At 75.1% G+C, this 11,966-nt stretch carries 10 protein-coding genes; 7 read left to right on the forward strand and 3 right to left on the reverse strand.

Features of this window, described 5'->3' with window-relative positions; genetic code table 11:
• Positions 1-161 precede the first annotated feature (161 nt).
• Both ACFV0O_RS24375 and ACFV0O_RS24380 read right to left on the reverse strand, forming a co-directional pair.
• A complete protein-coding gene (locus ACFV0O_RS24375) occupies positions 162-2,132 on the reverse strand; it encodes a helix-hairpin-helix domain-containing protein (RefSeq protein ID WP_380345266.1) in 1,971 nt (656 codons plus the stop codon).
• A gap of 371 nt (positions 2,133-2,503) precedes the next feature.
• Positions 2,504-3,484: an aldo/keto reductase gene (locus ACFV0O_RS24380; protein WP_380345268.1), complete on the reverse strand. Its 981-nt coding sequence runs from the start codon at positions 3,482-3,484 to the stop codon at positions 2,504-2,506.
• 276 nt (positions 3,485-3,760) lie between these two features.
• Between ACFV0O_RS24380 and ACFV0O_RS24385 the strand changes: the two genes are divergently transcribed.
• Positions 3,761-4,807, forward strand: coding sequence for an LLM class F420-dependent oxidoreductase (locus tag ACFV0O_RS24385; protein WP_380345269.1), 1,047 nt, complete (start codon positions 3,761-3,763; stop codon positions 4,805-4,807).
• Positions 4,808-4,843: 36 nt separating this feature from the next.
• Here the strand turns inward: ACFV0O_RS24385 and ACFV0O_RS24390 are convergent, their stop codons facing one another.
• Entirely contained in the window at positions 4,844-5,824 is a 981-nt protein-coding gene (locus tag ACFV0O_RS24390; protein WP_380345270.1) for a magnesium and cobalt transport protein CorA, read from the reverse strand.
• A 196-nt stretch (positions 5,825-6,020) separates the two neighbouring features.
• On the opposite strand from ACFV0O_RS24390, the gene ACFV0O_RS24395 reads away from it, so the two are divergent.
• The 6 genes from ACFV0O_RS24395 (at position 6,021) to mshC (ending at position 11,772) form a co-directional block, all read left to right on the forward strand.
• Positions 6,021-6,713 carry a histidine phosphatase family protein gene (locus tag ACFV0O_RS24395; RefSeq protein WP_380345272.1) on the forward strand — a complete coding sequence of 231 codons (693 nt, stop codon included), beginning with the start codon at positions 6,021-6,023 and terminating at the stop codon, positions 6,711-6,713.
• A 242-nt stretch (positions 6,714-6,955) separates the two neighbouring features.
• On the forward strand, positions 6,956-7,525 hold the full coding sequence (locus ACFV0O_RS24400) for a DUF3090 family protein (RefSeq protein ID WP_380345273.1): 570 nt from the start codon (positions 6,956-6,958) through the stop codon (positions 7,523-7,525).
• Between the two features lie 44 nt (positions 7,526-7,569).
• Entirely contained in the window at positions 7,570-8,367 is a 798-nt protein-coding gene (locus ACFV0O_RS24405; RefSeq protein ID WP_380345366.1) for an SCO1664 family protein, read from the forward strand.
• Positions 8,368-8,422: 55 nt separating this feature from the next.
• Positions 8,423-9,352 carry an AraC family transcriptional regulator gene (locus ACFV0O_RS24410; RefSeq protein WP_380345274.1) on the forward strand — a complete coding sequence of 310 codons (930 nt, stop codon included), beginning with the start codon at positions 8,423-8,425 and terminating at the stop codon, positions 9,350-9,352.
• Positions 9,353-9,475: 123 nt separating this feature from the next.
• Positions 9,476-10,306 carry a carbohydrate-binding protein gene (locus tag ACFV0O_RS24415; RefSeq protein WP_380345276.1) on the forward strand — a complete coding sequence of 277 codons (831 nt, stop codon included), beginning with the start codon at positions 9,476-9,478 and terminating at the stop codon, positions 10,304-10,306.
• 236 nt (positions 10,307-10,542) lie between these two features.
• Positions 10,543-11,772, forward strand: a complete 1,230-nt coding sequence (gene mshC, locus ACFV0O_RS24420) for a cysteine--1-D-myo-inosityl 2-amino-2-deoxy-alpha-D-glucopyranoside ligase (protein ID WP_360261664.1) — start codon at positions 10,543-10,545, stop codon at positions 11,770-11,772.
• Positions 11,773-11,966: the final 194 nt, after the last annotated feature.

Raw genomic sequence — 11,966 nt, forward strand, 5'->3', positions numbered from 1 at the left:
GTGGTCAACTGCGCCGCGTGGACGAACGTCGAGGGCCCCGCGGCCCCGGTGGTCGCCGCCCCCCCCCCCAAACCCCCCCCGGGGGGCCCCCCACCCCCCGGGGCCCCGCCTTTGGCCCCGGCCCGGGGGCCGGGACCCGCCGGGCCCGCGGACGCCGGGCCTCAGGACACCGAAGCGGCGTTCTCGGCGAGGACCGCCCGCAGCCGGGTGGTGCGCGACTGCGCCGGGCGCTCGGCGACGGCCTGGGCGAGCGCCGGACCCGCCGCGTGCACCACGGACAGGTGCCGCTCGGCCCGGCCGAAGGCGGTGTAGACCCACTGCCGGGTGAGCGCCGGGGCGGCGTCCTCGGGGAGCACGACCACGGCGCCCGGCCAGCGGCGGCCCAGCGCCTGGTGGGCCGTCAGTGCCCAGCCGTGCCGCAGCCGGGCGGCCTCGGCGGGCGGGACCGTCCGGCGCGAGCCGTCCGCGTACTCCAGGTGCAGGCCGGTGGCGTCGGCGTCCAGCACCCGGGCCGGGTGGGTGACGCCGGGCGCGGGGGAGTCGACCACCCGGTCGCCCGGGTCGAAGCCGCCGAACCGGCCGGGGCCGGGGTTCAGCCGCGCCTTGGCGGCCGCGTTGAGCACCCGGGTGCCGGCCGCACCGCCGTGGCCGGGGGTGAGCAGCACCACCTGCTCGGCCGGGATGCCGAGGGCGCGCGGGATGGAGTCGGTGAGCAGCTGGACGGCGCGGTGGACGGCCTCGCCCGCGTCCTTGGCGGTCAGGATGACCACCTCCTTGTCCGGCGCGTCGACCGGCTGGAGCTCGCCGATGCCGACGCCGGAGACCAGCTCGCCGATCGGACCGAAGTCCGGGGTGCGGGAGGCGACCGCCGGGCAGACCTTGGCGGCCAGCAGGTCGGCGAAGATGCGGCCCGGTCCGGCCGACCAGAGCTGGCCCGGGTCACCGCTGAGCACCAGTCGGGTGCCGTCGGCGAGCGACTCCAGGACGGTCGCGGCCAGTTCCAGGTCCAGCAGCGGTGCGTCCAGGACGACCAGCAGGTCCAGGGCGAGCATGCCGTCCGGGGTGCGGCCGGGGCCGCCGGCGCCGGAGAGCAGGTCGGCGAGGGTGGTGACCACGGGGGTCCCGGCCTGGGCCTCGGCCCCGGCCCCGGCCGCGTGGAGCGCGGCGAAGGAGTCCCGGCCCTGGTCGGTCCAGGCGGCGGCCCAGGCCCGCAGCCCGAGGCCGCGGGCGGCGGCGATCAGTGCGGCGGGTTCGGCGCGGGACGCCTCGCCGCCGGTGTGCAGCACCAGGGCGCCGTCGGCGACGGCGCGGATCAGGGCGGTCGCCGAGGAGGAGGACGCGGCCGCGGCGGCGGCCTCCCAGGCGGTCGGCCCGGGGGCGGCGGGGGCACCGACGGCCTCACCCGGCTCACCCGGGCCTTCGGCCTCCGCGCTGTCGCCCTCCTGCTCTCCGGCGTCCTGCTCCTCGGCCCCGGGGGCGGCGTCCGACGGGACGGCCTCCTGCTCGGGCCCGGCAGCGGCAGCCTCCTCGGCGTCCGCCTCGCCGACGTCCTCGCCCGGGACGAAGGTGGCCATCAGCTTGACGAGTTCCTCGGCGAGGGTGTCCTCCGCCATCGCCAGCCGCTCCAGTGCGAGCAGCGTCCGAGTCGGCGGCTCGTCGTCGTCCTCGCCCCCGGCCGCGTGCGCCTCGGGGCCGGTCAGCTCCTCCTGGGAGGGCAGCACCCGCCCGTCCTCGACGGCGGACTGGATCGCGGCCGCCGGGTCGGGCATCCGGAGCCGTTCCAGCCCGGCGGCCACCTCGGCCAGGTCCAGGGCCGAGTGTCCGCGCAGCACCGCCTGTTCCAGCAGCCACGGCACCAGCGCCCTGGCGCGGCGCGGGTCGCCGGGCCCGGCGTCGGGGCCCAGCAGCCCGCGGGCGAAGCCGTCCGCCTGCTCGGGGCGGACGCCGGGCAGACCCAGCACCGCCCACGGGTCCGTGCGCAGCCGCTCGGCCGCGCCCTCGCCGAACTCGGCCACGGCGGCCGGAGCCAGGTCGGCCGGGGCGCCGCCGGCGGTGAGCACCGCGGCTGTCGCCCGGAGCGCGTCGTCGGGCTGCTCGTCGGGCGCCCCGGTGGTCGCCGCGGTCGCGGCCACCGCAACCGTCGGCCCGGAAGGCCCGGAAGGCCCGGAAGGCCCGGACGGCCCGGACGGCGCGACCGGCGAGGCGGCGGCCGGAGCCGCGGCCTGCTCGGCCTGCTCGCCCGGTTCCGCCGGTTCCGCCGTTCGCTGCGCCGGAGCGGCAGCGCTGCCGCGCGGACCCGGGCCCTCGGGCCTGGCCCCTCCCAGCCCCTGCGGCCTGGTGCTGAGCATGTCCTTCCGCAGCTGCGCGACCCTGGCCGCCTTCTCCTCCGGAGTCAGCTGAGCCCCGCCGGTCCCCTCCGGAGCGCCGTTGCCCGTGTCACTCATCGTCGTCCGCTCCAAAGGTCACTCCACTGCACGTTCCGCTCGACGATCCGGCCCGGGCCTCACAGCTCGGTCCACCCCTGGTCCGGGTAGCGGTGCACCGGGGACGAGACGTCGTCCAGCGCGCCGCGGATCTCACCCGGAAGCGTAAGCTCCTCCACCGACAACGCCGCCTGCAGCTGTGCCACCGTCCGCGCGCCGACCAGGGCGCTCGCCACCCCGGGCCGGTCCCGGACCCAGGCCAGCGCGACCGCCAGCGGGCTGCTGGCGAGGCCGTCGGCGGCGGTGGCGAGGGCGTCCACGATCCGTCGCGAGCGCTCCCCGAGGTACGGCTGGACGAAGCCGGCCAGGTACGGGGAGGCACCGCGCGAGTCCGGCGGGACGCCGTGCCGGTACTTCCCGGTGAGCACCCCGCGGCCGAGCGGGGAGCCGGCCAGCACCCCGATCCCGGCGTCCAGTGCGGCGGGAAGCGCCTCCCGCTCGATCCCGCGCTGGAGCAGCGAGTACTCCAGCTGCGCGCCGGCCGGCGGCACCCGCCCGTGGTGGGCGCGCTGCCAGGTGGCGGCCTTGGCGAGCTGCCAGCCGCTGAAGTCGCAGACCCCGACGTAGCGGGCGCGCCCGGAGGACACGGCGATGTCGAGGGCGCTGAGCGTCTCCTCGACCGGGGTCGTCGGGTCGAAGGAGTGCACCTGCCAGAGGTCGACGTAGTCGGTGCCGAGGCGGCGCAGCGAGGCGTCCAGGGCGGAGAGCAGGTGGCCGCGCGAGCAGTCGAAGCGGCGGGCGGACTCGGGGACGCTGCCGGCCTTGGTGGCGATGACGAGTTCGGAGCGGGGGATCAGGTTGTCGGTGAGCCGGGACAGCAGGTACTCGGCGCCGCCGTCGGCGTACACGTCGGCCGTGTCGACCAGGTTGCCGCCGGCGTCCACGAACGCCTTGAGCTGCTCGGCGGCCTCGTGTTCGTCGGTGTCGCGGCCCCAGGTCATGGTGCCGAGGCCGAGCCGGGAGACCTGCAGGCCGGTGCGGCCCAGGTGACGCTGTTCCATCGGACGGGCCCTCCACTGGCCGGTGGCCCCGGGTGCCCCGGCAGCCCTGTGAACGCGCAGGTGGGGCAGAGCGCTCCCCACGTCGGCCGAGCGTAGCGGCCGGTGTGCGGACAGGTGCGGAGACCCGCAGAACGATCATCGCCGGGGGTGCCGCTCGCCCGCGCGCCCGCGGGGCGGGGCGACCGTGTGACCCGGCCCACCACTACCCGTCAGTAGCATGTCGGGCGCGGGCGCGGTTACCCTCGGCCCGACCCAACCCACTGGAAGGTGCGGCAGATGCGACTCGGTATCAACCTCGGCTACTGGGGACTCGGCATGGACGCCGACAACATCGCCGTGGCCCAGGAGGCGGACCGGCTCGGCTACGCGGTCTGCTGGGCGGCGGAGGCGTACGGCTCGGACGCCGCGACGGTGCTCAGCTACGTCGCCGCGAAGACGGAGCGGATCGACGTCGGCTCGGCCATCTTCCAGATCCCGGCCCGCACGCCGGCGATGACCGCGATGACCGCCGCGACCCTGGACACCCTGTCGGGCGGCCGGTTCCGGCTCGGCCTCGGCGTCTCCGGCCCGCAGGTGTCCGAGGGCTGGTACGGCGTGAAGTTCGACAAGCCGCTGGCCCGCACCCGCGAGTACGTGGAGATCATCCGCAAGGCGATGTCCCGCGAGCGCCTGGTCCACGAGGGCGCGCACTGGACGCTGCCGCTGCCCGGCGGCCCGGGCAAGCCGATCAAGCTCACCGTGCACCCGGTGCGCGAGCAGATCCCGCTGTACATCGCCGCGATCGGCCCCAAGAACCTGGAGCTGACCGGGGAGATCGCCGACGGCTGGCTCGGCATCTTCTTCTCGCCCGAGCACGCCGCGATGTCCCTCGACCCGCTGACCGCCGGTCGCGCCAAGGCCGGGAGGACGCTGGACGGCTTCGACCTCTGCCCGACCGTGAACCTCGCGGTCGGCGAGGACATCAAGGCCGGGGTCGACGCCCTGCGCTCGTACGCCGCGCTCTACATCGGCGGCATGGGCAGCAAGGAGAAGAACTTCTACAACCAGCTGACCCGGCGGATGGGCTACGAGCAGGCCGCCGACGAGATCCAGGAGAAGTACCTGGCCAGGGACTACGCGGGGGCCGCGGCCGCCGTTCCGCACGACCTGATCGACGCCACCTCGCTGATCGGCGACACCGCCCGGATCGCCGACCGGATGCAGGCCTACGCCGACGCGGGCGTCACCACGCTCACCCTGGCCCCCTCCGGGTTCACCCTGGACGAGCGGATCCTGGCGCTGCGCACGGGTGTCGAGGCGCTGGAGCGGGCCGGGCTGGCGTAGCGCCGGACCGGCGGCGCGGACCGGGGGTCGGCGGCACTACAGCCAGTCGTGCCGCTTGAACACCCGGTGCAGGACCACGCAGACCGCGGCCATCAGCACCAGCACCGCCGGGTACCCCCAGGGCTGGTGGAGTTCGGGCATGTCGTCGAAGTTCATCCCGTAGATGCCGGCGATCATCGTCGGCACGGCGGCCAGCGCCGCCCAGGCCGAGATCTTCCGCATGTCGTTGTTCTGCTGCACGCTGACCTGCGCCAGATTCGCGTTGAGGATGTCGGACAGCAGCCGGTCCATGCCGTCCACCTGGTCGTTCACCCGGGCCAGGTGGTCGGCGACGTCCCGCAGGTAGGGCGCGGTCTCGGGGCGGACGAAGCGGGTGCCCTGCTCCAGCGTCAGCATCGGTTCCAGCAGCGGGCCGGTGGCGCGGCGTACGGCCATCACCTGACGCTTGTAGCCGTAGATCCGCCCGGCGGTGTCGCGGCCGACCCGGCCGGGGGTGAAGATGTCGGACTCCAGCTCGTCCAGGTCGGTCTGCAGTGCGGTGGTGACCTCCATGTAGCCGTCCACGATGGTGTCGGCGACCGAGTGCAGCACCGAGCTGGGGCCGTAGCGCAGCAGTTCGGGTTCCTGTTCCAGCAGGGCCCGCAGGTCGCCGAGCGGGCTGTCCTGGCCGTGCCGGACGGTCATCACGAAGTCGGGGCCGAGGAAGACCATCACCTCGCCGACCGTGGTGACGTGCGCGCCGGGGGCGTAGCCGAGGGTCTTGAGGGCGATGAACAGCGAGCCCTGGTAGGCCTCGACCTTGGGGCGCTGGTGGGCGCGGACGGCGTCCTCGACGGCGAGCGGGTGCAGCCCGAACTCCTCGCCGACGTGGTCGAGTTCCTCGGCGGTCGGCTCGAAGAGGCCTATCCAGACGAAGCCGTCCGGACCGGCCGCGCGGGCGGCGGCGAGCGCGCCGGCCAAGTCGTCGGGGGCCTCGATCCGGCGGCCGTCGCAGTAGGCGGCGCATTGGACGATCATGCGTGCCATTGTCACCCGGCCGCGGCCGGGCGAAACGGACCCGGGGTGGAACGGTTCGCCGGGAGGAGCGCCGACTCCGGGTCGGAGCGGGCCCGGAGCGCCCGGAGCGCCGGGCGCGGGACCGCCCGGTCAACCGACGGCGACCGGACGGCGACCGGCCTCCACGGCCGGGCCCGGAGGCCTTAGGCTAGGCCCCATGCCCACCCTGCTGCTCGTCCGTCACGGCCGCTCCACCGCGAACACCGCCGGGATCCTGGCCGGTTGGACCCCCGGCGTCGACCTCGACGACACCGGGCGGGCGCAGGCCGCCGCGCTGGCCGACCGGTTGGCCGGCGTCCCGCTGGCGCGGGCCGTCAGCAGTCCGCTGGAGCGCTGTCGGCAGACGCTGGCGCCGCTGCTGGCCGCCCGGCCCGAGTTGGGCGGGCCGGCCGAGGACGACCGGCTGGGGGAGTGCCACTACGGCGAGTGGACCGGCCGGCCGCTGGCCGAGCTGGCCAAGGAGCCGCTCTGGCGCACCGTCCAGGACCACGCCGCCGCGGCGGCGTTCCCCGGCGGCGAGTCACTGCGCGAACTGAGCCACCGCACGGTGAGCGCGGTGCGCGAGTGGAACGGGAAGATCGCCGCCGAGCACGGCGAGGACGCGGTCTGGATCGCCTGCTCGCACGGTGACGTGATCAAGGCGGTGGTGGCCGACGCGCTGGGCCTGCACCTGGACCACTTCCAGCGGATCAGCGTCGAGCCCTGCTCGGTCACCGCGATCCGCTACACCCCGCAGCGGCCCTTCGTGCTGAGAATGGGCGACACCGGTGACCTCGCCTCGCTGGCGCCGAGGAGCGGCCCGGCCCCGGCCGCCCCGGTCGGTGACGCGGTGGTCGGCGGCACCGCCTGAGGGGCGCCGTCCGAGCGGTACCGCCCGCGACCCCCGAGGCGCGAGCCCGTGGCGCCGGCTGCGGCGCAAGCCCGCGACACCCGTCCGGGCGGCACCGCCCGCGCCGCGGTGTGCCACCCGCCCGCGGCCGTCGGCTCGGCTCCCCGGCCGGAGCCCGAAGGTCGTAGGGTGACTAACGAGTCCGAACACCCGCGATCCCCCACGGCGGATCCGCGCCGACCGACACGATCCGGAGCGAGAGCGTGACCCGTCAGGTCTTCTTCTACGACCAGCCCGAGCGGTTCGTGGCCGGCACCGTCGGCCAGCCCGGTGCCAGGGCGTTCTACCTGCAGGCCAGTGCCCGGGGCCGGATCACCAGCGTGCTGCTGGAGAAGACCCAGGTCGCGGCGCTCGCCGAGCGCATCGAGGAGGTCCTGGACGAGGCGCTGCGGCGCAGCGGCGGCGACGCCTCCATCCCGGCCGCCGCCCCGAAGGACCTGCTCGACACCGCCCCGCTGGACCTGCCGCTGGAGCAGGAGTTCCGGGTCGGCACGATGGCCCTGGCCTGGGACAGCGTGGACGGCTGCCTGGTGGTCGAGGCGCAGGCGCTGGTCGAGGAGGAGGAAGAGGAGGAGGCCGCCGCCGCGGTCTTCACCGACGACGACGCCGGCCCGGACATGCTGCGGGTGCGCCTGTCCGGCGCGATGGCACGGGTGTTCGCCCGGCGCGCGCTGGACCTGGTCGCGGCGGGCCGCAAGCCCTGCCCGTTCTGCAACCTGCCGCTCGACCCGGAGGGCCACCTGTGCCCGCGCGCGAACGGCTACCGGCGCTGAACACCGAGACGCCGCCGCAGGCCGATCCGGCGGCCGCCGCCGCGCTGGCCGCCGATGTGCCCACCGCCCTCGCGCTGCTGCGCCAGGGCGAACTGACCGTGCACGGTCGGCTGACCGAGGCCTCCAACGCCGCGCTGTACTGCACGGTCGCGCACGGATCGCTGAGCGCGCAGTGCGTCTACAAACCGGTGGCCGGGGAGCGTCCGCTCTGGGACTTCCCGGACGGCACGCTGGCCGGCCGCGAGGTCGCCGCGTACGAGCTGTCCGCGGCGACCGGCTGGGCGCTGATCCCGCCCACCGTGCTGCGGGACGGCCCGCACGGGCCGGGCATGGTGCAGCTGTGGGTCGAGCCCGACCCGGGGGCCGATCCGCTGCTCGCGCTGCAGGACCCGCGCGGCCCGGAGGCGGGCTGGCTGCCGATCGTCCGGGCCGAGGTCGAGGGCGGGCGCACCGCGCTGCTGGTGCACCACGACGACCGGCGGCTGCGCCGGCTCGCCGTGCTGGACGCGGTGCTCAACAACGCCGACCGCAAGGGCGGTCACCTGATCCCGGCCGCCGACGGCCGGGTGTACGGCATCGACCACGGCGTCACCTTCAACACCGAGGGCAAGTTGCGCACCCTGCTCTGGGGCTGGGCGGGGGATCCGCTGCCGGCCGAGGCGCTGGAGGTGCTGGCCGGGCTCGCGGGGCAGTTGGACGGCGAGCTCGCCGAGCGCCTCGCCCCGCACCTGACGGAGGCGGAGCTGGACGCGACCAGAGCCCGGGTGGCCGAACTGCGTGGCTCCGGCCGCCATCCGCTGCCCTCCGAGGACTGGCCCGCGATTCCCTGGCCGCCGGTCTAGACCACACTCGCTGATGGTCTGGACCTTTCGCCGGAATCGGTCGCACACTGCTCCGATGGACGCGCGACGGACCACCCCCACCCCCCGAACCGCACCGGACCTGCCGTTGCACCGCCTGCAGGTCCCGCTGCCCCAGCTGCTGCCCTTCGCGATCGGCAGTTTCGACGCGATCGGCCCGCTCTCCCGGGCCGGTTTCCCCCACCGGCACTCGTTCCACGAGATCGTCCACGTCACCGGCGGCCGCGGCGCCCACGTCCTGGACCTCGTCCACCGGCCGCTGGCGCCGCCGCAGTTGTGCGTGATCACCCCCGGTCAGGTGCACTACTGGGCGGAGACCGAGGAACTCACCGGCCGGGTCGTCCTGTTCAACGAGGACTTCCTGCTCGGCCACCCGCAGGACCTGGCCGCCTTGCGGGCCCTGGCCACCCGCCCGGCCCTCGCGCTCGGCGGACAGGCCGACGCGATCGCCGCCCTGTTCGCCGACATGGAGCACGAGTACCTGACCAGGGCGCCCGGCTACCAGGGCGTGCTGCGGGCGAGCCTGCACATCCTGATCGTCCGGGCGCTGCGCGCCTGCGCCCCGCACGGTGCCCCCGCGGTGCCCAGTCGGCCGGCCGAGGTGGCCGCCGCCTTCACCCGGCTGATCGCCAGGCCGGGCGGGGTGCGGCACTCGGTGGCCTCCACGGCCCAGGAGCTCGGCGTCTCCCCGGGGCACCTGCAGACCCTGGTCAAGCAGGCGACCGGCCGCACCCCGGGCGGGCTGATCCGCCGCCAGCAGACCCTGGAGGCCAAACGGCTGCTCGCCTGCACGGATCTGACGATCCGTCAGGTGGCGAAGGAGGCGGGCTTCGTGGATCCGGCGTACTTCTGCCGCTTCTTCCGACGGGAGACCGGGATGACGCCGGGGGAGTTCCGGGCCCGGGTCGACGGAAATCACCACGATCCCCGGATCATGTCCATCGCGGTCGCGCCGGATGGTCCGTAGTTTTGCTGGTGGCCACCGGTGGCCGGTCCGGCGCGCGCGGACGGGCGGCCGGTCCGGCCCTTGTCATGCCCCCACCATGGCAAGGGCCACCCCCACCCCCGCCTCACGAGAAGGAGACGGCGCATGCCCGAGCCCGACGGCATGATCAGCCGCAAGACCGTACTGAAAGCCGCCGCCGCGCTCGGGGCCGCCCCGCTGCTGGTCGGCGGCGGGGTCGCACTGGCCCGCGAGCAGGCCGGCGCCGGCCGGACCCCGGACCTCACGCCCGAGTGCCACGACGGCGACGCCCCCACGATCGAGCAGACCGAGGGCCCCTACTTCAAGCCCGACTCCCCGCTGCGCAGCTCCATGGTCAACGACGGCCCCGGTACCCGGCTGGTCGTCAGCGGCTACGTCTTCGGCCTCGCCTGCCGGCCGGTCCCCGGCGTGCTGCTGGACTTCTGGCAGGCCGACGACAACGGGACCTACGACAACTCCGGCTACACCTTCCGCGGCCACCAGTTCAGCGACGCCAACGGCGCGTTCAAGCTGGACACCATCGTGCCCGGGCTCTACCCCGGCCGCACCCGGCACATCCACGTGAAGCTCCAGGCGCCCGGCCGCCAGGTCGTCACCACCCAGCTGTACTTCCCGGGCGAGCCCCGCAACAGCACCGACACCATCTACGACGCCCGGCTGCTGATGAACGTCCGGCAGAACGGCAACGTCCGCGAGGGCAGCTACGACTTCGTGCTGAACGTGCCGCAGACCCCCGGCACGCCGAGCCCGACGCCCACCACCACCCCCACCGGGACGCCCACCACGCCGCCGAGCGGCACCTGGGCCCCGGGCGCCTCCTACCGCGCGGGCGACCGCGTCACCTACTCCGGCGTCTCCTACGTCTGCCTCCAGGCGCACACCGCCATGGCCGGCTGGGAGCCGCCGAACGTGCCGGCCCTCTGGCAGCGGTCGTAGCGGCTCCGGCCGCGTTCCCCGGGGAGCCGGGCGCCCGGTCGGCGGCAGGGCCGGCCGGGCGCTCACCCCTGCCCGGCTCCGGGCGGCCGGGTCCGGAACGGGGGTGTGGCTCCGCATGTGGTCGGGAAACCGTGCAATACCAGTCCGGAAGCGGTCGGGCAACGGCAGGAAGCGAATCCAGTCGATCTTGCGCACTGGTTAGGCTTTCAAATGTTCGCAAGGTTAAAGTTGTTTCCATGCATGCCTGGCCCGCCTCCGAGGTTCCCGCCCTGCCTGGTCAGGGTCTCCCCCTCCGTATCCACGACACCGCAGCGGGTACGGTCCGCGAGGTCGTGCCGCAGGACGGCACCGCCCGGATCTACGTCTGCGGCATCACCCCCTACGACGCGACCCACATGGGCCACGCCGCCACCTACAACGCGTTCGACCTGGTCCAGCGCGTCTGGAAGGACGCCGGCCACGACGTCCTGTACATCCAGAACGTGACCGACGTGGACGACCCGCTGCTGCAGCGCGCGGTCGAGACCGGCCAGGACTGGACCGCCCTGGCCGAGCGCGAGACGGCCCTGTTCCGCGAGGACATGACCGCCCTGCGCCTGCTCCCGCCGGCCCACTACATCGGTGCCGTCGAGTCGATCCCGTGGATCGTCCCGATCGTCCAGAAGCTGCTGGCCGCCGGCGCGGCCTACGAGGTGGACGGCGACATCTACTTCTCGGTCGACGCCGACCCGCACTTCGGCGAGGTCTCCGGCCTCACCCGCGAGGCCATGCGCCCGGTCTTCGCCGAGCGCGGCGGCGACCCGGACCGCCCCGGCAAGCGCAACCCGCTGGACGCCCTGCTCTGGCTGGCCGCCCGCCCGGGCGAGCCCGCCTGGGACACCGAGCTCGGCCACGGCCGCCCCGGCTGGCACATCGAGTGCGTCGCCATCGCACTGCAGTACCTCGGCATGTCCTTCGACATCCAGGGCGGCGGCAGCGACCTCTCCTTCCCGCACCACGAGATGGGCGCCGCGCACGCCCAGGTCGCCACCGGCACCCACCCGTACGCCAAGGCGTACGTGCACGCCGGCATGGTCGCCCTGGACGGCCACAAGATGTCCAAGTCGCGCGGCAACCTGGTCTTCGTCTCGGCGCTGCGCCGCGAGGGCGTCGACCCGGCGGCGATCCGCCTGGCGCTGCTCTCGCACCACTACCGCGCGGACTGGGAGTGGACCAAGGACGTCCTGGACGAGGCCGTCGAGCGCCTCGCCCGCTGGCGCGCCGCGGTCTCCCGGCCCGACGGCCCGTCGGCCGAGCAGCTGCTCGCCGAGGTCCGCACCGCGCTCGCCGACGACCTGGACGCGCCCGCCGCGCTGGCCGCCGTCGACCGCTGGGCCGAGCGGCAGGAGGCCGAGGGCGGCACCGACATCGGCGCGCCCGGCCTGGTGAGCCGCACCGTGGACGCCCTGCTCGGCGTCGCGCTGTAGCCCGGCGCCGCACGCGCCACGGCACCACCCGCAGCACCCGCAGTACCCGCACCACAGCACCACCCGCACCACACGCCGAAGGGGGGGGCGGTGCGGGGGGACGGAGCCCCCGAGCGCGGTGCGCGGGCAGCGACCCCGATACAGCACCCCCCAGCACGCCAGGCCGACCCGGGGCCGGGCCCGCCCCGCCAGCA

This window comes from Kitasatospora sp. NPDC059577, assembly GCF_042735475.1.
In the GTDB taxonomy this organism is placed as follows: domain Bacteria; phylum Actinomycetota; class Actinomycetes; order Streptomycetales; family Streptomycetaceae; genus Kitasatospora.

Excerpts from the sequence above, each read along its gene's own strand:
- ACFV0O_RS24380 (WP_380345268.1), bottom strand. The coding sequence starts at position 3,484 with ATGGAACAGCGTCACCTGGGCCGCACCGGCCTGCAGGTCTCCCGGCTC.
- ACFV0O_RS24385 (WP_380345269.1), top strand. The coding sequence starts at position 3,761 with ATGCGACTCGGTATCAACCTCGGCTACTGGGGACTCGGCATGGACGCC.
- ACFV0O_RS24390 (WP_380345270.1), bottom strand. The coding sequence starts at position 5,824 with ATGATCGTCCAATGCGCCGCCTACTGCGACGGCCGCCGGATCGAGGCC.
- ACFV0O_RS24395 (WP_380345272.1), top strand. The coding sequence starts at position 6,021 with ATGCCCACCCTGCTGCTCGTCCGTCACGGCCGCTCCACCGCGAACACC.
- ACFV0O_RS24410 (WP_380345274.1), top strand. The coding sequence starts at position 8,423 with ATGGACGCGCGACGGACCACCCCCACCCCCCGAACCGCACCGGACCTG.
- ACFV0O_RS24415 (WP_380345276.1), top strand. The coding sequence starts at position 9,476 with ATGCCCGAGCCCGACGGCATGATCAGCCGCAAGACCGTACTGAAAGCC.
- mshC (WP_360261664.1), top strand. The coding sequence starts at position 10,543 with ATGCATGCCTGGCCCGCCTCCGAGGTTCCCGCCCTGCCTGGTCAGGGT.